This window comes from Lacipirellulaceae bacterium, assembly GCA_040218535.1.
Taxonomy (GTDB): Bacteria; Planctomycetota; Planctomycetia; order Pirellulales; family Lacipirellulaceae; genus Adhaeretor.
On record JAVJRG010000005.1, the window covers coordinates 265,456 to 285,944 of the forward strand.

Genomic DNA, 20,489 nt, shown 5'->3' on the forward strand with positions numbered 1-20,489 from the left:
CGGGAATCAAGCATGGATTGGGAAAGCCAGTATTGTAGGCAACGGCGGCAGGCCGTCGAGTTCAGCTACTAACTAACCGCCCACTAAACTCGAACTTTAACCCTTCAATCCCACAGGAATTGCCAGGCGATAATGGCTAGCACGGCCACTTCAATAATGATAATCAGTACTCCTTGGGGAAAGAGCTTGAATCTGCCGTCACTATCAGCCTCCTCCTCGCTGCTGGTGCTTTCCTCCGGTTCTCCCTTTGAGCTTGCCTCAGCGACTAGGTTCGCAGCCACTGGCAGATCATCCTTGGCAACGTAGACTCGCACCACCCCAGGAGCCTCTGCCCGGAACCCGGCCGTAAACTCGCCAGTGGTCGCCCCATGAATTGCGTGGTCCTCAAGAAGGCCGAGGATCATCCTCGCTTCGAATTCGTCACCAGCCTTGCAAAGTTCGACAAGTTCAGTCTCCGGCGTCGTTTCGGAATGATCACTCATACCTTGTTGTTCTCCAGATAGTTAGTTTGCTAGGTGCATCATACAGGCAAGACAAGTCCGAGGCACGTTCGGAACAATCGTTACCTTCGGTCCATTCGTTAGCAAGGCTACCGTCCAGCAAACGAAATCCCTCTAGCCGGGCTTCAAAGTGAGTCGCTTGATGCGGTCCGACGTAGGTTTTTCATAGCCCTACATCTCTCGCCGCAGACAATCTTCCATGATTCGCCGTTCCCCTCACCTCAGTCGACGAAGTCCAAAAAGCAGGCACGGTTTGGCAGTGACCGAACTAGCCGTCTGCTTGCCGGTGCTTACCTTGATCGTCCTGGCGACGATAGAAGCCTGCACGATGATCTTCCTCCAGCAATCGCTCAGCATTGCCACCTATGAAGGGGCACGTGTCGCACTAGTGCAAGGTGCTGAAGCTTCCAATGTCGAAGCGCAATGCGATTTGATCCTCAATAGTCGCGAAGTTCAGGGAGCGACGGTAACGGTTACGCCGTCCAATTTTGCTTCTACGCCGCCCGGGGAATGGATCGCCGTGGAAGCCTCAGCACCGTTTAGCTCGAACTCACTGGTGGGCGGTTGGTTATTCAACGGGCGGACAATCACGGCTCGTACGGAAATGATGAAAGAACACTAATCGGTTTACTAGCCGATTCTTTTCTTCGAGGTCTCAACCCATGTCCCCTTCAGAATCAAATCGCTTGCGTCGTTCTGCACGTACAAGACGCGGCGCCATGATGCCGCTGATCGCTTTGCTGCTGCCGGTGATGCTCATCCTGGCTAGCTTCATTGTGAACCTAGCCTACATGGAACTAACGCGTACCGAGCTGCGAATCGCCTCTGATGCTGCCACCAGGGCTGCCGGCTATGCGCTGAATGTGACAGGCGACGAAGTTGAGGCTCGTTTTGCTGCCCGTGAAGCGATGACACGCAATGAAGTCGCAGGAGAATCGACAGTTCTCAGCTCAGGCGATATCGTGTTCGGCACTGCGACACGAACAAGTGTTGCTTCGAGATACAACTTTACTGCCGGTGGCAGCAGGCCAAATGCGGTGCAGGTACTAGCCAGGAGAGATAGCAATTCGGCTAGCGGGACGGTGCGAATGCTCATGCCGGGGTTTGGGGCCGTGACGGAATTTGGGCCGAATCAAACAGCCATTTCCTCGCAGGTAGAACTCGATATTGCGCTTGTACTCGATCGCTCAGGTTCGATGGCCTACGGCGACTACGAAGACTCAGCCTATCGGGCTAGTCAGTATCTTGGCCCTGAAATAGCCCCTGAAGGTTGGTGGTTCGGAGACCCAGCGCCGGAGCAATCCCGATGGCGTGCACTTGTCTCAGGGGTCAATGCATTTATCGACATGATGGAGCAGTCGCCGCAGGTCGAGCACCTCTCATTAACCACTTATGCGACTTCAGCAACTGTTGAGTCTAACCTAGCAAGTGACTACTCCAGTATCACGGATGCCTTGGATGTTTATACCAATAATTTGGAGTCGGGTGGCACAAATGTGGGAGATGGAATCTACCAAGCAATCAATGCGCTAAGTGCTGCTTCCTACAACCGACCCTGGGCCGTAAAAGTCATCGTGTTGATGTCTGATGGTCAGCATAACATGGGTGCCAACCCAGTCTACGCAGCCCAAGATGCGGCCGATCAGGGCATCACGGTCTATACAGTCACATTTTCACAAGAGGCAGATCAGTACCGAATGCAGTCGGTTGCTACCGAAGGAAGCGGCCTGCACTTCCACGCCAATACCGATGCCGATCTGCAAGAGGCATTTCGAGCAATCGCTAGGAACTTGCCTACATTGCTCGTCCAGTAGTCGACCCCTACCGAATCCAAGCTAGCAGAGCGAAGTATGTTATTCGCCAAAAGCCAAAACCCGGAACAAGTCCAGCATCGTGGTGTCACGGTCGTTGAGTTTGCGCTGACGCTTCCGATTCTCATCACGCTCGTCGTGGGCATGATTGAGTTCACACGAATGCACAATCTCCGACACGCCGCGGACAACGCTGCCTATGAAGCTGCCCGATATGTGATTGTCCCGGGAGCGACCAAGGCGGAAGCAGAAGCCGAAGCGCAGAACCTGCTCGCACGAGCCGGCGTAAAAAACGCAACGATCACTGTGCATCCATCAGTCATCAGCGAATCGACGGAAAATGTGACGGTGACGGTGAACGTACCGATGATCTCCAACTCCTGGTTACCAGCTGGCCTGACCCGCGATCGTGTGGTTCAGCGCGACTGTACGCTCATGACCGAGCGAGTCCCGGTGATTCAAGTAGCTGGGCTACCCGAGCCAGAACCCGAACCTGTTCCTGAACCCGAACCTGAACCAGAACCTGAACCCGAACCTGAACCAGAACCTGAACCAGAACCTGAACCTGAACCTGAACCTGAACCTGATCCAGATGACGAAGAGGATGACGAAGAGGATGACGGTCCTGAACCGGAGCCCGAACCCGAGCCACAACCACAGCCCGAACCCGAGCCGGAACCCGATCCACAACCGCCGCCGCCACCTCCACCGCTGATTTAGCCTGAAGAGAAACGACGAAACGCACCGTCAAGCAATTGGCGGTGCGTTTTTCGTTCTATCAAGTGTGCGCACTGTTCTGTGAGACAGATTGCTTTCTCACGTGGACCGATTGGTTTACAATAGAGCAGACGCGGCGTTCTCAGCTTCTGGGAGAACAGCTCGTCTGACTTCTCCTTCAGGAACATTGCAGTATTCGGCAGATAATGAGTCAATCCTCGACGGATATCCCCGCACCTTCTAAGCCCGCCAAGGCTTCCTCTGCGCCTTCCGGTGTCAGAACGAAGAAGCGTGTGCAGGTTGAAGACTCGTCGGACTCCGTGGAGAGCTCTTTTCTTTCACAGCTCACCAGCGGCATGCCCAGCTGGCTAGCCAGCTTGATGTTGCATTTGGCGTTCATCATTGCACTGGCTCTCTGGACCTTGCCCCTAACTTCAAGAGAGCCGACCTCGCTCAGTTCGGCGGAAATTGATACTGACAGCGTTGAGCTTGAAGAAGAGATTCTGGACATCGAGATCAATCCCGTGGACACCTCGCTTGACGAATCGACCGACTTGGATGTGGAAGTCGAACTCGATACCGAGATCGAAATCGAGAGCCTTGAGTCCAGCGAGCCGCTCGCCCTCGAAGAGACTTCGCTCGACATGATCGACTTTACTGCCGATATGGGCATCACCGAAGCAAGTCCCACTGGCGGAGGCATGGGGGCTGACGGGCTCACCGGTCGTAGCGAAGCGGGCCGCCGTCGGATGGTTCGCAAGGCGGGGGGGAGTCGTGAAAGTGAAAAGGCGGTTGAGGAATCCTTGAAGTGGCTCGCTCGTCACCAACTGCCCGATGGCTCTTGGAGCTTCGATCATCGTCATGGCAGCTGCCAGGGGCAGTGCTCGATTCCAGGAGACAAACCCGAGTTGCGTGCCGGAGCTACCGGGTTGGCTCTGCTGCCCTTCCTCGGCGCTGGAAATACACACAAGGAGGGGAAGTATCGCCAGGTGGTTGAGCGTGGTGGCCGTGCGTTAGTTCAAATGCTCAAAATGACCAACGATGGGGCAACGGTCATCGATCAAGATACAAAAGACATTCACTGGATGTATTGTCATGGAATCGCCTCGATGGCACTTAGCGAAGTGTACGCCATGACCGGTGATGAGACGCTCCGTACGCCAGCACAAGCGTTGCTCAATTTCACATGCAATGCTCAAGATCCAAAGGGAGGCGGCTGGCGCTACAAACCGAGACAGACGGGCGACACTTCGGTCATGGGTTGGCACATTGGTGCACTAAAGAGCGGCTATATGGCTTCGCTGCAAGTTCCCCCGATTGTTGTTCGACGGGCGAGCTATTTCCTTGACACCGCAGAAGTCGACGGTGGAGAGGGTTACTGCTACACGATCGATAAACCCTACTACAAGCCGGCAACCTCCGCGATCGGGCTGCTCTGCCGTATGTACATGGGCGTTGATCAGAAGAATGAGAAGCTCAAACGAGGTGTTGAGAGGCTCGTCAAACGAGGTCCTTCCAAGAATGACGTCTACTTTAACTACTATGCCGCACAAGTGATTTATCAGTTCACTGGCGGAGAAGGTCCGTTGTGGACGAAGTGGAATGAGAAAATGCGAGATCAGCTCGTAGCAAGCCAGGAAAAAGAAGGGCATCAGCAAGGGAGCTGGACCCCCGATCTCAAATACAGCCACGCCAAGTATGGTGGTCGTCTGTACGTCACCGCGATGAGTACCATGACTCTCGAAGTCTACTACCGCATCATGCCCATCTATCAGCAGAAGGCGACCCAAGGTTTCGACGGTGAAGACGGCGAAGACGGCGGTGGTAAAGGTGGAAAAGGTGGCGCTGGCGGCCAGGGTTGAGGTCCAGAAAAGTGCTCGCCGCGTTTCGCCGAGGTGCTTGCACTGCGCTGCCCAAAGTCGAATCGCCAGAATTCTTCACTAGCAAGTCTCCAGACGCTCTGCGAAACTACGGTAAAGCAATCGTATTTCGCAATTCGGAGATTTCCAATGCCTGGCCTGCTGCCCAATGTCGACCCCGACGGCCTTCTAGAATACTCGGTCGTTTATACCGACCGCGCTCTTAACCACATGTCGCAGTCGTTCCAGAGCGTGATGAACGACATCTCCTCGACGCTCAAGGAAGTCTACAAAGCACAGGCAGTCGTGGTTGTCCCCGGAAGCGGCACATTTGGGATGGAGGCCGTCGCTCGTCAGTTTGCCACGAACAAGAAGTGCCTGGTAATTCGCAATGGTTGGTTCAGCTATCGTTGGACGCAAATCTTTGAGACCGGTGCGATTCCCTCTTCGTCAACGGTTCTCAAGGCTCGCCAAGTTGCCGAAGGAATTCAGGAACCCTTTGCACCGGCACCAATAGAAGAAGTCGTTGCGACGATCCAAGAACAGCGTCCCGAGGTCGTGTTTGCGCCGCACGTAGAGACTTCTGCCGGAATGATCCTGCCGGAAGAGTACCTGAAAAGCGTTGCCGAAGCGGTCCATTCCGTCGGCGGTATTTTCGTTCTCGATTGCATCGCTTCGGGGACGATTTGGGTTGATATGGAAGCAACCGGGGTGGACGTACTCATCAGCGCCCCACAGAAGGGTTGGAGTGGCTCGCCCTGTGCCGGTCTGGTGATGCTTAGCAAGCTCGGCCTAGAGAAACTAGGAGAAACCCAAAGTACCAGCTTCGCTTGCGACCTTGGCAAGTGGCATCAGATCATGCAAGCCTACGAAAACGGCGGTCATGCGTATCACGCAACCATGCCAACCGACGGCCTCACTGCGTTTTGCCACGTGATGAACGAAACGAAGAGCTACGGCTTCGACCAAGCAAGGGCCAGTCAGCAGGAGTTAGGTGATCGCATTCGCGCGGTTCTCGAAGAGAAAGGCTTCCCCAGTGTCGCGGCAGAGGGCTTCAAGGCCCCCGGCGTAGTCGTTAGCTACACGTCAGATCCCGAAGTCCACAACGGCAAGAAGTTCAAAGAGCTAGGCATGCAAATCGCAGCCGGCGTGCCCCTGCAATGCGATGAACCTGAAGGATTCCAAACGTTTCGCTTAGGTCTGTTCGGCTTAGATAAGTTGAAGAATGTCGATCGCACCGTCGAGACGTTCGAAAAGACGCTCAACGAGATCGCCTAGCCTGGTATCCTGTATCCGAGATCTTTGGCCACTGATGACACGGATTGTCACGGATGTGATTGGATAAGAAATCCGTGTCGATCCGTGGCCCGAATAAGGCGTTGCTATACGAGCTTATTGGCAGCTGCAAGATACTGGTCCTTCAGCTTCACGTAGTTTGCCGCAGAGTACACGAAGTACTTCCGTTCATCATCGGTAATCTCCCGTAGCTTACGACACGGATTCCCAACATACACAAAGCCGCTTTCTAAATGCTTTCCTGGCGGTACAAGGCACCCGGCTCCGATAATGACCTCCTCTTCGACGACGGCACCATCGTTCACGATCGCGCCGATGCCGACCAGTACACGATCAGCAACTGTGCAACCATGCAACACGGCACTATGTCCGACGATGACGTCCTCACCGATGCATAGTGGCCAACCGTCAGGATTGTAAGTGCTGGCATGGGTAATGTGTAACACGGCGTTGTCTTGAATGTTGGTGCGAGCGCCGACTTTGATCCAGTGCATGTCGCCTCGAATGACGGCACCGGGCCAGACGGACACATCGTCACCGAGAGTGACTTCACCAATGACGGTTGCAGCGGGGTCGAGGTAGACCCGCTCGCCTAGAGTTGGGTAGTTTCCTCGGTAGACACGAATTACAGCGGACATGCTTAGGGCAGCCTAAGTGATGAAAGATTGCTTCTGCGAGGCATACTGACTTATAATATGTTAGAGCAAACTAGACAGATAGGTTCACGAAAATGAACATAGATACAAACGCCCTCCTAGCTCTCCCAGCAGCAGATAAACTTCACCTCGTCGAACTCATCTGGGAGAACCTTGGAGAATCTTCCGAGGCTATTCCCTTACCTAAGTGGGCCGAACAAGAAGCGCTCCGCCGTCGAGATGAAATGCTCTCCGATCCCAAGTTAGGGTCAAGCCACGAAGCGACCTGGGCAAAGATCGAAAAGCGGAATGGCTAGGAGTGTTCGCTACCATCTGCTGTTTGATTCCGACGTTCTGGAGGCGGCTGATTGGTACGACAATCGCTCAATGGGATTGGGAACAGCCTTCGTGAATGAGGCACGCCGCATCACTGAGGCGGTTATTCGATCACCGGAGCTTTACGGATTGACTCCTACAGGACTTCGCTTTGCCCGCCTGAATCGCTTTCCGTACTTGGTACTATTCGATTTCAGTGATGAGGAATTGCTGTTATTGGGTGTACTGCATGGGGCACGTTCAATTGAAGCATGGCAGCAGACCCGAAAATAGACTGACGTAGAAAGCAAAAAGCCCCCGCTGGTTTCCCAGCGAGGGCTTTTCGTTGATCGCGGGGTGTCGCTCGCAGAAAGGCCTCGGGAGTTGCCTTGTCCTCTGCTAGCGGCCGGTCGGAATCCGTCGACCGTCCCACGTTATGTTGTCCACCGGTAGACCCCTCTGCTCGGCGGCAAAGCTACCTTCGTGCGACCAGCGAACGGTCGCGTGCTTTGGTCACTTCTTTAGACCAACTCTTTCTTCGCACCGATCAGCGTTCGCAAGCGTTCGGCCAACAGTGCGGCATCGAAAGGCTTTTTGAACGTTTCGTTGATTGTCGACCGATCGAAGCTGGCCGTGGTGCCATCATCTGGCAGCAGGGCGATCAAGATCGTCTCGGCGAAGTCGCTGGAGCGACGCAGGTTTTGGCAAATCTGCAACGCTTCAAGCTGACCAATTGAGAAGTCAACGATGATGCAGTCGGGATGGAAGCTCTCGGCTTGGATGCCGGCTTCGAAACCGCTGGCGGCGGTGGCATTGCGGAACGATTTCTCAGCGGGTAGTTCACGCTTGAGGTTTTCGATCAGCACTTGGTCCTGGGCGACGATTAGCACCTTGGCCATCGCTTCGTCTTCCAGGTCACCCAAAGGCATGCCGTGCTCTTTGAGGAATTTGATCAGGTATTCGCGGGGGATGCGGCGATCTTGGGAACCGGGGATTCGGTAGCCTTTGAGCCGACCGGAGTCGAACCACTTGCTAACCGTGCGCGGTGCCACTTTACAGATCTTGGCGACCTGGCCAGTAGTAAAGACCTTCATCACGGGTACTCCAAACTTGTCTTATGTTGTTCGCTGGTCTTGCCTACCTCCAATACTAGAGGCAGGCGTTAAGCCCTCAATGACATGCTTTCGCTTGGCGGCGACCGTCTTACTCCCTCAGACGGTTTGTGGCTTGCCGTGTGTGCAGGTCACCTGGGTCGGGGCACTAACTCCTACAGTCGAGTTCGCATTTCAAGAACGATCCAGATCCTTCTGGCGTCGTTCAGCAATCTCGAAAAACTTCATCATCTCTAAACAAATGCTTCGGCAGTGCCAGCACTCGGAGATTGGTGAAAATCGTCAAATTGGAGAGCTTGGGTCTAAGCGTTCCAACAGGACTCTTCGCACCGCAAACCAAGCACACTAGCCGGTCAGCAGTCGTGCAACCTGCGGAGGTTGCGCAGCGAGAGAGCAAGTCTTTACGACGACAGACACGCAAAGTATCTGACAGATAGCACTCTCGTTTACCCCTCGAAACTTGGTAAACGAAAGCACTTAGTAAGGCAGGCTCCCCCCTGCAGAAAGAAGGCTTCTTACGAATTGCTTTTGCAAGCAGTGCGAGAGAAACAATCCTTCCAAGACTAAGCATCGAAAGAATGGGCCCCTCAACTTTAGGAACATTCCCTTATTGCACCGGGTAAGAGGGTTGTGCGGGTTGTGTGGGGGGATAGTTCCCGCATCCCAGTGCAAGTTTCAAGACTCGGGCGTGAGCAGTTCGTTAAGAAGCTCTTGATGTAGGTCTACCCAACGCGCAAATGCCTCGTCGGTTTCCGCTATGTGCTTACTTTCCACCGAGGTCGTAGCAACAGGGGGATCCGCGTGCTCAACAGGACCAACTTGAGGCGATGAAACTATGAACGTGGAGGCTTCAAGACTCGTCGCTGGATCCGGTTCGCGATCTGCTTTAAACTCCTCAGAAGAATCCCATTTCAGCGAAAGCCAGAAATTGTTTACCTGGAAAGTTGTGCTCTCGGACATGGCCTCACTGGGAGCACCCGCTGAGCTAACCTGTGGGGAGGACACCGCACCATAATCCCCCACCCACACATCCAAATCCCCCGCGTCGACAGTGCCTGAGGAATCGCCGTCGGCGGCGTCGCCAGCCGGGGTGATGGGAGTGTTGAAGGTTGATTGCCACTGCAGGAAGTCACCACCGTCGGTCGTGCCGTTGTTGTCGTAATCGCCTGAGGCGGGGGCCGCTAGGTCGGCGACCCACAGTTCGCGGCCGTAGGCTTCAGTGACGGCACTGACTAACAGCTTGTCTCCCAACAGCGTTAGATCGTAAGGTTGGCTGCTGCCAGAGTTACCTGTGAAGTCGAAGGCGAGCGCGGTTCCCGCGGTGGTGCCGTCGCTCATCCAAACTTCGCTGCCGTGGTTCTCGGACGTGGCTGTGAAGTAAACGATTCCCTCATGCTCCACGTAGTTACCAGGGCCGGAAGAAGCAATTCCCGGGTTGATCTCTGCCAGTTTCATAGTGCCGACGGCAGTGCCATCGCTGACCCATAGCTCGCGCCCCCCGATGTCGTCGTAGGCTGAGAAGTAGAAGCGATCTCCGAGGACAGTGAAGCCTATCGGTCCAGAATTGATGGGGCCGGGCCTAAGATCGGCCAGCAACACGGTGCCTATCTCGGTACCATCGCTCACCCACAACTCTTGACCGTGCGTTTCATCTTCGGCGCTGAAATAGAGCAAGCCATTAAACTCAAAAAGTTCGTCAGGATAAGAACTCAGATGCCCGGTGCCGATGTCCTTTACGAGCGTCGTACCTGCTGCCGTGCCATCGCTACGATAGAGTTCCTTACCATTTCCATCTCCCCAAGCGGCATAGTAAGCGATGCCACCTAAGTCGGTGATGTGGTCCGGGTACGAGCCGTCGTTGGGCGTGAAATCGGTGACCATCTGAGTGCCGGCTGCGGTGCCATCGCTCTTCCAGAGTTCGCCATAGGCCCCCGATCCGTCATCAGCTTCAAAGTAGAGCGTGTTTCCGATCGCGACCAGATCTTCGGGCCACGAGGAAAAGTTGCCAGGACGAATATCCTTAATGAGTACAGGCGTGCCACTTCCGTCGACCTTCCAGAGTTCACGACCTTCTGACACCGTTAGGGCTTGATAGAAGAGCGTGCCATTGACTTCGGTCAACCATTGAGGCTCAGACCCCTCGGTCCCAGGGGTGACATCACCGACGAACATCGTTCCTGCCGTAGTGCCATCCGTCTTCCAGAGTGCTCGACCGTGAACTCCGTCGCTGGCGGCAAAGTACAGGGTATTCCCAACAACCGTCATGCCAAAAAGGCTACTACTGCCAGGACCAGGATTGATGTCGCTCACCATGACGGTGCCCGCGGCAGTTCCATCGGTTTTCCATAGTTCCGATCCGTGCACGCCATCGTCGGCACGGAAGTAAGCTTCTCCGTTGAATAGGGTTAGATAATCGGGAAAGGAAATCTGCGTACCTCCACGAATATCTTTCACCAGAGTCGGGCTATCGGTCACAACGTCGAGCTTCCACAGCTCATCGCCCACCATTAGATCATCCACATGGAATAGTAAATCGGTGCCGTTAAAGACTAGGTCTTGGGGCGTTGAACCGTCCGTGCCGACTGCAAGGTCGAAAACCTGCGTCGTCCCTGCTTCGGTGCCGTCGGATTTCCAAAGTTCAATTCCCGTGACGCCATCGGTGGCTGTGAAGTACAGGGTGCCGTTGACGTCTGTGAGTTCAGCCGGGTTGGAACTATCTTGGTAGCCGAGTTCAATATCTTTGGTCATGACGGTCCCCGCGGTGGTGCCATCAGTAACCCACAGTTCTCGCCCTTCAAAGTCCGTAAACGCGGTGAAGAAAAGTTGATTGTCGACCACCAGCAAATCCTGAGGCCAAGAGGGTCTTCCCAAGGGGTTGATATCCTTCACCAGGACGGTTCCCGCATCGGTGCCGTCAGTTTTCCAAAGTTCTCCGCCACCGATTTGGGAAGCGCTGTCAAAAACAATCGCGCTGAAGTAGAGCTCATCTTCAAAAACCGTGAGTTCACGAGGCCACTGTAATCGCTGCGAACCGGTGGGAGTCACCGCAATCTGTGTACCCGCTTCGGTGCCATCGCTCTCCCATAGCAACTGCTTTGTGCCGGTATGTGCCGAGAAATACAGCTTGCCGTCGAAAGCAGCAAACTCCTCGAGATTAGCATCCAACTCGCCCGGTTTGATATCCTTGACAAGAACCGTTCCCGCTTCGGTGCCATCGCTTTTCCACAGTTCGTAACCAATCGTGCCATCGTCAGCTGCAAAGAACAGAGTGCCATTGACATCGGTCAGGTAGAGGGGGTCGGCTCCATCCCGAAACCCCGGCATGATGTCCTTCGTGAGAATTGTCCCAGCAGCCGTGCCATCGGTGCGCCACAACTCGCGACCGTAGTCTCCGCCTTGAGCGGTGAAGTACAGGTAACTTCCGCTGAGGGTAAAGTCCTCGACATTGTAAGGACCGTCGAACTGCCCTGCGGGTGCAACTTCAACGGTCCCTGCTTCCGTGCCATCGCTTTTCCAGAAGCCAGTGACTCCAACGTTTGTCCGAAAATAGAGTGACCCGTTAAACTCAGTCAAACGAGTAGGCCCGGAGCCACCACTCCCGGGGCGGATATCTTTGACAAGCGTGGTACCCGCTTCCGTGCCATCGGTCTTCCACAACTCGGCACCAAGGGTCGGTGTGGTCGCGACAAAGTAGGTGTCGCTTCCCACCTGCGTGAATTCGGAAAGCGCACTCCCTTCAAGAACGGGCGTCGCGTTGATGTCCTGGAGCAATTGAAAATCGACCGCCAGCAAACACCGCGGCTGAAGTCGCTCGCCATGAAGCTTTCGTGCCTGTGAGAGACTGGGAGACCCTCTCCTAGTTGCGTTGCTCATGCTGTGCTCGGACTCAAAGGTTTTTGCGGCACGCTCTTGATAAGACGTTTGAGCGAGCCATTTGATAACGGTGTCGGGGGTAGAGAATGCTTTCCGCAGACTCACGTATGATAAGCGACTTTGAGGGTTGGTGCCAACTTGTGGGTTTTTTGGATTTCACCAGTGCTGTACTATGCTAAATTAAACGGTCGGACAACGCTTTTAAGACATTCCCTGGCGAGGCTGGCGACCTAGCGAAGAAACCGTACATTGGAGAATGTATTTTCTGTTAGTTTCGAGCTTCATCTCTTCTCCTTAGGTGTTCGCCATGCTCTTCCGATTGTTGCTATTCATTGCGTTTTTCGCTGCGACGTCCACCACCCAAGCCGAAGAGTGGATTCAACTTTTCAACGGCAAAGACCTCACCGGCTGGACGCCCAAAATTCGTGGCGAGAAGGTTGGCGTGAATTTTGCCGACACCTTCCGCGTTGAGGAGGGTTTACTAAAGGTGCGGTTCGACAAGTACGAAGGACCCTACCGCGGTAAGATGGGGCACCTGTTCTACAACGGTACGTTCTCGCACTATCGGTTGCGCGCTGAGTGCCGCTCGGTCGGCAAACAAGTCGAGGGAGGTCCTGACTGGGGCATTCGCAATAACGGGCTGCTAGTTCACGGGCAGACGCCGCAGTCGATGGGGCTCGATCAAGTGTTTCCGGTTTCGTTAGAAGCTCAGCTCCTTTCTGGACTCGACGACGGTAAGCACCGTCCCGCAGGGAATCTTTGTACCCCAGGGACCAACGTCCATTTGAATGGCAAGCTCTACACGCCGCATTGTGCCAAGCTCGAACCTACGGCAGAGACGATCAAGCATGGTGAGTGGATGACCCTCGAGGTTGAAGTCCACGGCCATGAAGTGATACGCCACTTCGTCAACGGCAAGCAGACGATCGAATACACCCACCCAATGCTCGACGAAAAGGATGTCGACGCGAAGCGGCTCTTGAAAGAGGGAGCCGACAAAAAGCTCTCCAAGGGCACGATTTGTATCCAAGCCGAGAGTGCACCGTTTGATTTTCGCGAGATCGAACTGCTCGACCTTACGAAAAAAACTGAATCTAACGACAACTAGGTCGCCCGCATCGACCTGCTAGCGAAACTTGCTAGGCTCACCATAAGGAGGAGCAGCGTCGAGGGCTCCGGTGTTTGCACGGCGTTTCCGGTAGCGAGCAACTCACCGCTGCCCAATTCACGTTGCCACAGGACAAAGTCGCTTCCGGTAACCGCTTGGTCGTCATCCGCGTCGCCTGTCTGATGGATGGCTCCGCTGAGTGTTCCATATCCGGCTTGCCAGGCGATAAGGTCGCCCGTGCTGACCAGGTGATTGCGGTCGAAGTCGGCTTGCAGGGCAGGGCCGTAAAGAAATTGAATGCCCGCTAGATCGTCCGCATCAAGTTCACGATTGACGAACTTGAAGCAATCAAAGTCGATCGACATGACCGAGCAAACGTCTGAGTGGGCGAGGCCTAGCGCATGCCCGACCTCATGCATTAGCAAGCTTTCGAAATCGTTGAAAATTTGAATAAGATCGCCCTCATCGCCGGGATCAAAAAAGAAAGTGTTGATTAAATTGAGCAGGACATCGCCTTCCAAAGGTCCTCCATTTGGCGGCGGAGCGTAGCCCACACCTCCCACGGTGCCGTCGATGGCGAAGGCACCGATGCGAATGTGCCCATGGGTCGGCGCACTAGAATTGGCACCGGCAAAGGGTTGGCCCCCATCATCAACTTGCTCGAAGTAAATGTTCGCCGCATCCGACCAGCGATCAAACACGCGCTCGATGGTTTCCAGGGCAGCCTCTGAGCCGAGTCCGTTCAGGATGGTGGATAAATTGCTCGTCCCTGAAATGTTCGGGTCGGTGAACGAAGGATCAATCGTCGTACCGTCGGGCATGAGGCTCCAGGTGATGGTGCCTCCAGGAGAACCCGGCGAAAAGATGTCGCCCCACTTCAGGTAGTAATCGGTGGTTTCGTCCCATGGAAAGGGACCGAAGACGTTGTAAGCCTTCGCGTCAGAATTTCCGTGCAGGAATACTGAACCGGCCAACAGTACCGCGACCAAGCATCGCATCGCCAAGCTCCTCGTCACGAAGAACGGAAACTTCTCAGAACAGCAATGCCAAATATTTTAGCCGTCCGTAGGAGTGGAATCCACAAGGCGTTGCCTAAAGATAGTGAACCCCTCTGCAGGCAGGGTCACGCTGCTCGCTTGATCGCTGCAGGCTTAATATGCCCGTCGTGCGTCACGTCCTCAAAACGCACCGAAACCCGTTTCGAGACGCCGCTCTCCTGCATCGTCACACCATAAAGCGTATCGCTGCAGGTCATCGTCCGCTTGGAGTGCGTGATGACGATGAACTGGGTGCTGCTCATGAATTCCTTAAGCACCTCGACAAAACGGTCGATGTTGGCCTCGTCGAGAGCGGCATCAACTTCGTCGAGAATGCAGAAGGGGCTAGGGCGGCTACGGAAAATGGCTAACAGAAGGGCGACGCAGGTGAGCGTTCGCTCACCGCCCGAGAGTAATGAGATACTCCGCGGCTGTTTGCCTGGAGGTCGGGCGACGATTTCGATGCCGCACTCAAGAATGTCCTTCTCAGGCTCGTTCTCAATGACAATGTCTGCTTCGCCGCCACCAAAAAGATTGGCGAATAACTCTTTGAAATGGCCGCGGACTTCCTCAATGGTGTTCAGGAATATCTGCCGGCTCTCTTTGTTGATTTGCTCGACAATTTGCTCTAAGCGAGCACGAGCCGTTTGCAGGTCGTCGTGTTGCTCCGCAAGTGAGCGAAAGCGTTCCTCCAAGGCGTCGAGTTCTTCCACTGCTTCCAGATTGACTGGTCCGCTGGCTTGGAGCTGGGTTTTGAGATCTGCAATCTCTCGGTCGATTTCTGCCCGGTTGATAATCGGTTCCTGCGGCTGACCGTTGGAAGCAGCTTGTTTCGCGATAATTGCCAACTCTAAACGGTGTTGTTCACGCAGCCGCTCGGAAAGCGTACGGCGTTGGCTCTCCACTTGCTGTTTCTCCAGAAGCAGCTTTTGCGATTGCTGCTGAATTTGCTGCAGTTCTTTGCGCAAGCTTTCGGCTTGTTGGCTTACTTCCGATTTCGATCTTTGCAGATCCTGATAGTCTGCAGTGAGGATCGCCTGTTCTCGTTGCCAGTGATCTAACCGGGTGTGTTGCTCCGCGATTTCGCCAGTTTGATCGAGTTGCGTGAGGTTGAGCGCTAGCCGATTCGCCTTTCCCTTTGCTAACCGCTGGACGGCTTCCGCCTGTAGCTGCCTACGGTCATTCCGCTCTCGTGCGAGCTTCTCAAGTTGCTCGTGAAAGCTGTCGCGACGTTGCTCAGCACTGGCAAGCTCGACTTGTTGCTTGGTGCTTTCACGGCGAGAACCGGCGATCAATTGTTCGAGTTCGGTAAACTGTTTGGCCGTGTCGGCAACTTGGCTCTTCAGTTCCGTCGACCTTTGCTCCGACTTTTCGATGCGAGCAAGGCAAGCTTCGATCTCTTCGTCGAGAGACTCGAGTCCTGTTTGACTCGACTGCTGCCGCTCGATGAGAGAAGCGAGCTTCGCTTGCATCTCTTCGTAGCGTTCTTCAATAGCGGCATGACTCAGTTCGGCCTCGTGGGCTTCTTCGCGTGCTTGTTCGAAGGTGTTCGTGAGCGTCTGCAACGTCGCGTCATGGTTTGCTATCCGCTGCTCAACCTCGGCGGCACGCTGTTGGACTCCAGACAAGTCGTGTTGCATTAACTGGATCTGTTCCTCGATGGCCCTTAACTCGTTACGTCGAGACAGCAGCCCAGCCGATTGTTTTCTCGGCCCGACGGCGACAACTCCTTCAGCTCCAACCACTTCACCGCTTACGGTGATAAAGCTCAAGCCGCGCCCGGCACCCATCGAAAGCTGTAACGCCGTTTCCAGCGAATCGACGAACCAGTACCTTCCTAGGAGGCGTCGTACCACTGGCTGAAGGCTCTCATCGACTTCGACGAATCGATCCGCCCGACCCATCACGCCGGGCTGATCAGATAGGTCCACACGGTCGACGGCACTCGGGGGCTGAGAGACATCGAGCCTGAGAAAAACCGTGCGTGCGGGAAGCTCGTTTTCCGAGTCTTCGAGGATACCAGAGAGTCGCTGAACGTCTTCAACGACCAGATAATTGGCCCTCTCACCGAGAGCCAACTCGATCATCTGCGCCGAGTCCGCGTCGACATGCAAAAGATCAGCGACAACGCCGCGCACCGCACCGTAGGGTCCCTCGGGATTCTCTTGGGCTTGTCGTAAAACCTCACGCGTCCCAGCGCTGAGCCCATCTAGTCGTTTCTCCAACTCCGCAAGCACCACCGAACGCTCCCGCGCACCGGTTAACTTCCCTTGCAACTCAGCTTCTTGCTTGTGAAGCTGAGAAAGCGTGCGGCGATCGTCGGTCAGTTGAGATTGTGCCTGTCGCAGGTTGGTGGTGGCCGCCTGATGACGACTTTGCACCGCTTCGAGGATCTCCGCAGCAGAATTCAACTGAGCAGTGAGTCGTCCCAGCGAAGTCTGCAGGTCCCAGGTTTCCTGCGAGCCCTTGCTGACAACCTCTTGTGCCGATTGTTGTCGTTCCTTCAGCACTTCGACCCGATTGCGATCATCGGCTGCCAGTTTCTCGCTTTCACTGAGTTGCTCTTCTGCCGTTAGTCGATCGCGTTTGAGTTGTTCGAGACGATGCTCCGCTTCTTCGAGCTGAGAATCGCGAGAGTCGGCAAGCTGCTTCAACTCGCAAAACTTCGCTTCTGCTTCGGCGAGAAGTTTGTCGACGTGCTGATATTCAGAATCGGAATCCTGGACCTTGATGGCGAGTTGGACCGTTTGAATCGCCACGCTCTCGATTTCGCTCGACAGTTCTTCCAATCGTTCGCGATCGCGCCGTTGGTTCGTTTGGCAGTGGTGGATGCGCTCTTTCGCTGACGCATGCCCAACGGTCGCTTCGCGGAGGCTGCTCTGCAAGTCTTCCAACTGCTGTTCGTGCTGCTGACTTGCCGCGGCGAAACGGTCTAATTCTGATTCGAATTGCGACTGCTGCTTCCCGACCGCCTGGATGTGAGAATCAAGCACTTCGAGCTGCTGGCTCGTTTCATTCCAGTCCGCCACCGCGACTTTGATTTGCAGTTCGCGCAGTCGGGAGTGAACATCTTTGTATTGCCGTGCTCGGCCTGCTTGCGATCGCACCTTCGTGAGCTGCGACTGCAACTCCTCGACAATGTCGGTCAGCCGCAACAGATTCTGCTGCACGCGATCAAGTCTGCGGGCCGCGTCTTGGCGCTTCGTCTTGAAACGGCTAATCCCGGCCGCCTCTTCAAAGATTTGGCGACGGTCTGCTGGCGAAGATTGCAGCAGTGCGTCGACTTTCCCCTGCTCGATGATGCTATAGGCACCACCCGCCATGCCGGTGCCGGAGAGCACGTCACGCAGATCGCGGAGCCGACAAGGCTGGCGATTAAGTAGATACTCGCTCTCGCCACTGCGAAACACGCGACGGGTGATTTCTAACTCCGCCGAATCATGCCCCAGTAAGTTCTCGGTATTATCGAACCGTAGGGAGACTTCTGCAGCACCAGAGGGGCGTCGCTTCGGGGTGCCGCTGAAGATGACATCCGCCATCTCTTTGCCGCGAAGCATTTTCGCACTTTGGGCTCCCAACACCCATTTCACCGCATCAACCACATTCGACTTACCGGAACCGTTCGGCCCCACAACGACGGTGATCCCCGCGGGGAAATCGAACCGCGTCTTTTCAGCGAAGCTCTTAAATCCGTTGAGTTCAAGAGCCTGGAGCATGGGGACTTATTTCGAGGGGCGGGTAGAATCGAGCTTCATCAGATTTTCAAGAGGCGGACTTTCGCGAGAATGACCAATGTTCAAGTCCAAATGACCAATGATGTCTGCAATTCGCTTGCGTTTGGTCATTTAGGCTTGGTCATTGGTCATTAGCAGTTTCACGAGTTTGTTGGTTTTTGCGTGCTCTCTGAATTGCTGGCCGTAGTCTCCTGAATCTCACTCTCCCGCGAATGCTCTCGCCCACCCTCAGGCAGCGCGTTGACCTTAAAGCGACCCGTCAATACTCCCGTTTCTTTGGCTTCTTGCAGCAGTTGAACCACGTCGGGGTAATCGCCACCCAAATCGACGACTGCGCGAATGACGGAGTCGACGTCGGCGGTTACCGTTCGTTGTTGGGTCGGCTCGTTCACGCCGAAACGGCTCACAACGACCTCGTTTCCGCTCAGTCCCTTCACCAAGATCCGCGGACCTGCGTCAAGAACCAGCGGCGTTTGCAATGCGTGGTTTCTCCCGAACAGGACCACCTCGGGGCGGTGACTTCGTGTCACGTGAACCATTGTTGGTCCTGATACGTCGAGGACGTGATAGGCAAATTTTTCGCTGATCGACTCGTCACGAATCATCGGATCGCTCGGAGCCATGTGCCAGAGCGAACGGAACGCACCGTAGCGAGTTTCCGAGCTCTTGACGCCAAGCAAGGTTGTCAGATGCTCGTAAGCGACCGGATCGTCCATGGCGCTGAGCGCAAGAAAAGCCTCCGCTCGGAAAGCAACTTCGTCGCGTGCTACATCCACGAGGGTTTCAACCGCTTCGGTCACGTCCAAATAAGCAAGAGCTTCTGCTGATCGAAAACGAACTTCCGCATCGTCGGACGCGAGCCCGCTCTTGAGCTTCTCAATCGCCGCATCATCACCCAAGGCTTCCAGACGCAGCGCGGCGGTTGTCGTCGTAACCGGGTCGAGCAACTGATCGCCAAGCTGACCAATCCGTCGTTGGCGTTGACTCGGGGTTTCGCGAATCGGGATGCTACGGACGACCCGCATGTAGCGGCTCACGTTATCCTTGTAGCGTGGATGAAGCTGGATCTCGACGAACTCATCGGTCTTCGGCGCGGCCACCCCTTCGCGACGTCCGCCGTCGTAGGAATGGAATCGCTGGTTGATCGCTTTGCCTAACGATTGGCTCAAACGAATCGACTGGTGTTGGTGATCGATAATCAGACCAAGGCCGCGAGATTTCTTCGCGACGCCTCCACCAAGAATTCGTCCTCGTGTGGTGTGTCCCTCAGATCCCTCGTCATTCGAAGAAGGATCTACAAGAATCGCGCCCTCGCCGAGTCCCATCAGGTGACCTTTTCGCACCTGACCACCTAGCACAGCTGTTTCGGTGAGTTGTGTTTCCATCAACCAACCGCCGCGAAGGCTTGTGGTTTCGCTACGTGCCATCGTTGCGACTTCGAGATCGAACTTGTCACCCTCTTGAATTCCCGGGTGCAGCAGTCCGCGGATCATGACCATCGCGGTCTGAGGGGAGGCCAGCACTGCGTTGGGGTCTTCAACCTCCATCCGATTCATCTCGGCAAGCAGCCCCGCACGCTGGCCGGAGAGCGGCGGATCGCCGCCGGTGTTGTTCAGCCCCGTCACTAATCCAATCGCCTCGACCTTCATATAGCCCATCCCATGCGGATGTGCCACGCTGCCAACCAGTTGGCTCTCTTGAATCGAAGCTTCGGTAATCTCAGCGTCGGGCGACTGCTGCCGCAGGATCGGCCCCATGCAACCGGCGAAGGCTACGACCGCGCACCACGTAACGGCTACCTTCGTTCGAAGGCCAAGTTGTTGAAGAGATAAATGCCCCATGTGTCCATGCTCCGTCAGTAACGAGCGATCATCCGTGCGGTGAGAATCGCCGGGAACTGTAGGACTGGCAGCCGGGGGGGTCAAGAGAAGGGCAACGCGGGTGCTAGCACCTGTGCTACATACCTCTCACGCTGGACTCTTGTCAGCGATGCGAGCGCTAAGCTGTTAAGAGTCAATAGCGGGGTCGCGAATCGATTTCATATCGGCTCCCATCAGGCCGACGGAAACGCCATATTTACGGAGGAGTCTCGTAGCTCGATTATTCAGCATGAGTAATGCGATAATTCCAACAAGTGGAATAAACATGAGAAATGCATAAAGACATCCAATACCTTGCCCGGGCATAATTAACGCAGCCAGTTTCCCGATCGCATAAATAGCGAAGACTGTTACAACAAGGTAGTAGAGAACGCTAATATTGCTACCTACTCCCACCGCTCTGCCATCTTCAAATGTGACGAGCCCCGTAACAATAAGAAGGAAGGCCAGCGGAGGCTGAAGGACTTTCAAGAGTACAGCAAGAATAACTCTCCGCTGGGCGACCGCAAGTTCCCGGAGTTCATCAACGGTGGGGAGTCTTGGTGCTTGTTGCGACGGTGTTGATCTCGATTCCGAGTCTTCTGACATGAATGAAATACCTTTGCGACTAAA

Annotated in this window: 16 protein-coding genes; 8 read left to right on the forward strand and 8 right to left on the reverse strand. The window is 55.0% G+C overall.

Annotated elements, in window-relative coordinates; all coding sequences use genetic code 11:
• Window positions 1-104: 104 nt before the first annotated feature.
• Window positions 105-482: a DUF2007 domain-containing protein gene (locus RIB44_01290; protein ID MEQ8615205.1), complete on the reverse strand. Its 378-nt coding sequence runs from the start codon at window positions 480-482 to the stop codon at window positions 105-107.
• Between the two features lie 217 nt (window positions 483-699).
• Between RIB44_01290 and RIB44_01295 the strand changes: the two genes are divergently transcribed.
• From RIB44_01295 to RIB44_01315, 5 genes are all read left to right on the forward strand, one after another.
• Window positions 700-1,122, forward strand: coding sequence for a pilus assembly protein (locus RIB44_01295; protein MEQ8615206.1), 423 nt, complete (start codon window positions 700-702; stop codon window positions 1,120-1,122).
• 40 nt (window positions 1,123-1,162) lie between these two features.
• Window positions 1,163-2,314 carry a VWA domain-containing protein gene (locus RIB44_01300; GenBank protein MEQ8615207.1) on the forward strand — a complete coding sequence of 384 codons (1,152 nt, stop codon included), beginning with the start codon at window positions 1,163-1,165 and terminating at the stop codon, window positions 2,312-2,314.
• A 36-nt stretch (window positions 2,315-2,350) separates the two neighbouring features.
• On the forward strand, window positions 2,351-3,031 hold the full coding sequence (locus RIB44_01305; GenBank protein MEQ8615208.1) for a TadE/TadG family type IV pilus assembly protein: 681 nt from the start codon (window positions 2,351-2,353) through the stop codon (window positions 3,029-3,031).
• Window positions 3,032-3,384: 353 nt separating this feature from the next.
• Window positions 3,385-4,890 carry a hypothetical protein gene (locus RIB44_01310; protein ID MEQ8615209.1) on the forward strand — a complete coding sequence of 502 codons (1,506 nt, stop codon included), beginning with the start codon at window positions 3,385-3,387 and terminating at the stop codon, window positions 4,888-4,890.
• Window positions 4,891-5,037: 147 nt separating this feature from the next.
• Window positions 5,038-6,165: an aminotransferase class V-fold PLP-dependent enzyme gene (locus RIB44_01315; GenBank protein MEQ8615210.1), complete on the forward strand. Its 1,128-nt coding sequence runs from the start codon at window positions 5,038-5,040 to the stop codon at window positions 6,163-6,165.
• A 104-nt stretch (window positions 6,166-6,269) separates the two neighbouring features.
• Here RIB44_01315 and RIB44_01320 read toward each other — a convergent pair whose 3' ends face one another.
• Window positions 6,270-6,821, reverse strand: a complete 552-nt coding sequence (locus RIB44_01320; protein MEQ8615211.1) for a gamma carbonic anhydrase family protein — start codon at window positions 6,819-6,821, stop codon at window positions 6,270-6,272.
• 92 nt (window positions 6,822-6,913) lie between these two features.
• Between RIB44_01320 and RIB44_01325 the strand changes: the two genes are divergently transcribed.
• Together RIB44_01325 and RIB44_01330 are read left to right on the forward strand one after the other, a co-directional pair.
• Complete coding sequence (locus tag RIB44_01325) at window positions 6,914-7,135, forward strand: addiction module protein (GenBank protein MEQ8615212.1); 222 nt, start codon at window positions 6,914-6,916, stop codon at window positions 7,133-7,135.
• Window positions 7,128-7,427 carry a hypothetical protein gene (locus RIB44_01330; GenBank protein MEQ8615213.1) on the forward strand — a complete coding sequence of 100 codons (300 nt, stop codon included), beginning with the start codon at window positions 7,128-7,130 and terminating at the stop codon, window positions 7,425-7,427. The genes RIB44_01325 and RIB44_01330 overlap by 8 nt, the downstream gene beginning before the upstream one ends.
• A 227-nt stretch (window positions 7,428-7,654) precedes the next feature.
• Here RIB44_01330 and RIB44_01335 read toward each other — a convergent pair whose 3' ends face one another.
• The gene (locus RIB44_01335; protein ID MEQ8615214.1) at window positions 7,655-8,227 is read right to left on the reverse strand and encodes a helix-turn-helix domain-containing protein; all 573 of its coding nucleotides are present in this window, start codon (window positions 8,225-8,227) and stop codon (window positions 7,655-7,657) included.
• Window positions 8,228-8,920: 693 nt separating this feature from the next.
• Complete coding sequence (locus RIB44_01340; protein ID MEQ8615215.1) at window positions 8,921-12,118, reverse strand: hypothetical protein; 3,198 nt, start codon at window positions 12,116-12,118, stop codon at window positions 8,921-8,923.
• Window positions 12,119-12,425: 307 nt separating this feature from the next.
• On the opposite strand from RIB44_01340, the gene RIB44_01345 reads away from it, so the two are divergent.
• Complete coding sequence (locus tag RIB44_01345; protein ID MEQ8615216.1) at window positions 12,426-13,226, forward strand: DUF1080 domain-containing protein; 801 nt, start codon at window positions 12,426-12,428, stop codon at window positions 13,224-13,226.
• Here the strand turns inward: RIB44_01345 and RIB44_01350 are convergent.
• From RIB44_01350 to RIB44_01365, 4 genes are all read right to left on the reverse strand, one after another.
• On the reverse strand, window positions 13,223-14,224 hold the full coding sequence (locus tag RIB44_01350) for a matrixin family metalloprotease (GenBank protein MEQ8615217.1): 1,002 nt from the start codon (window positions 14,222-14,224) through the stop codon (window positions 13,223-13,225). The genes RIB44_01345 and RIB44_01350 overlap by 4 nt on opposite strands.
• A 125-nt stretch (window positions 14,225-14,349) precedes the next feature.
• The gene (smc, locus tag RIB44_01355; GenBank protein ID MEQ8615218.1) at window positions 14,350-17,979 is read right to left on the reverse strand and encodes a chromosome segregation protein SMC; all 3,630 of its coding nucleotides are present in this window, start codon (window positions 17,977-17,979) and stop codon (window positions 14,350-14,352) included.
• 158 nt (window positions 17,980-18,137) lie between these two features.
• Complete coding sequence (locus tag RIB44_01360) at window positions 18,138-19,838, reverse strand: flagellar basal body P-ring protein FlgI (GenBank protein MEQ8615219.1); 1,701 nt, start codon at window positions 19,836-19,838, stop codon at window positions 18,138-18,140.
• 165 nt (window positions 19,839-20,003) lie between these two features.
• Window positions 20,004-20,465 carry a hypothetical protein gene (locus RIB44_01365; protein MEQ8615220.1) on the reverse strand — a complete coding sequence of 154 codons (462 nt, stop codon included), beginning with the start codon at window positions 20,463-20,465 and terminating at the stop codon, window positions 20,004-20,006.
• Window positions 20,466-20,489 lie beyond the last annotated feature (24 nt).

What these genes read in the sequence shown, in the direction of transcription:
- RIB44_01305 (MEQ8615208.1), top strand. Translation starts at nt 2,351, where the DNA reads ATGTTATTCGCCAAAAGCCAAAACCCGGAACAAGTCCAGCATCGTGGT.
- RIB44_01360 (MEQ8615219.1), bottom strand. Translation starts at nt 19,838, where the DNA reads ATGGGGCATTTATCTCTTCAACAACTTGGCCTTCGAACGAAGGTAGCC.
- RIB44_01365 (MEQ8615220.1), bottom strand. Translation starts at nt 20,465, where the DNA reads ATGTCAGAAGACTCGGAATCGAGATCAACACCGTCGCAACAAGCACCA.
- RIB44_01350 (MEQ8615217.1), bottom strand. Translation starts at nt 14,224, where the DNA reads ATGCGATGCTTGGTCGCGGTACTGTTGGCCGGTTCAGTATTCCTGCAC.
- RIB44_01315 (MEQ8615210.1), top strand. Translation starts at nt 5,038, where the DNA reads ATGCCTGGCCTGCTGCCCAATGTCGACCCCGACGGCCTTCTAGAATAC.
- smc (MEQ8615218.1), bottom strand. Translation starts at nt 17,979, where the DNA reads ATGCTCCAGGCTCTTGAACTCAACGGATTTAAGAGCTTCGCTGAAAAG.
- RIB44_01300 (MEQ8615207.1), top strand. Translation starts at nt 1,163, where the DNA reads ATGTCCCCTTCAGAATCAAATCGCTTGCGTCGTTCTGCACGTACAAGA.
- RIB44_01340 (MEQ8615215.1), bottom strand. Translation starts at nt 12,118, where the DNA reads ATGAGCAACGCAACTAGGAGAGGGTCTCCCAGTCTCTCACAGGCACGA.
- RIB44_01295 (MEQ8615206.1), top strand. Translation starts at nt 700, where the DNA reads ATGATTCGCCGTTCCCCTCACCTCAGTCGACGAAGTCCAAAAAGCAGG.
- RIB44_01290 (MEQ8615205.1), bottom strand. Translation starts at nt 482, where the DNA reads ATGAGTGATCATTCCGAAACGACGCCGGAGACTGAACTTGTCGAACTT.
- RIB44_01325 (MEQ8615212.1), top strand. Translation starts at nt 6,914, where the DNA reads ATGAACATAGATACAAACGCCCTCCTAGCTCTCCCAGCAGCAGATAAA.
- RIB44_01335 (MEQ8615214.1), bottom strand. Translation starts at nt 8,227, where the DNA reads ATGAAGGTCTTTACTACTGGCCAGGTCGCCAAGATCTGTAAAGTGGCA.
- RIB44_01310 (MEQ8615209.1), top strand. Translation starts at nt 3,385, where the DNA reads ATGCCCAGCTGGCTAGCCAGCTTGATGTTGCATTTGGCGTTCATCATT.
- RIB44_01330 (MEQ8615213.1), top strand. Translation starts at nt 7,128, where the DNA reads ATGGCTAGGAGTGTTCGCTACCATCTGCTGTTTGATTCCGACGTTCTG.
- RIB44_01320 (MEQ8615211.1), bottom strand. Translation starts at nt 6,821, where the DNA reads ATGTCCGCTGTAATTCGTGTCTACCGAGGAAACTACCCAACTCTAGGC.
- RIB44_01345 (MEQ8615216.1), top strand. Translation starts at nt 12,426, where the DNA reads ATGCTCTTCCGATTGTTGCTATTCATTGCGTTTTTCGCTGCGACGTCC.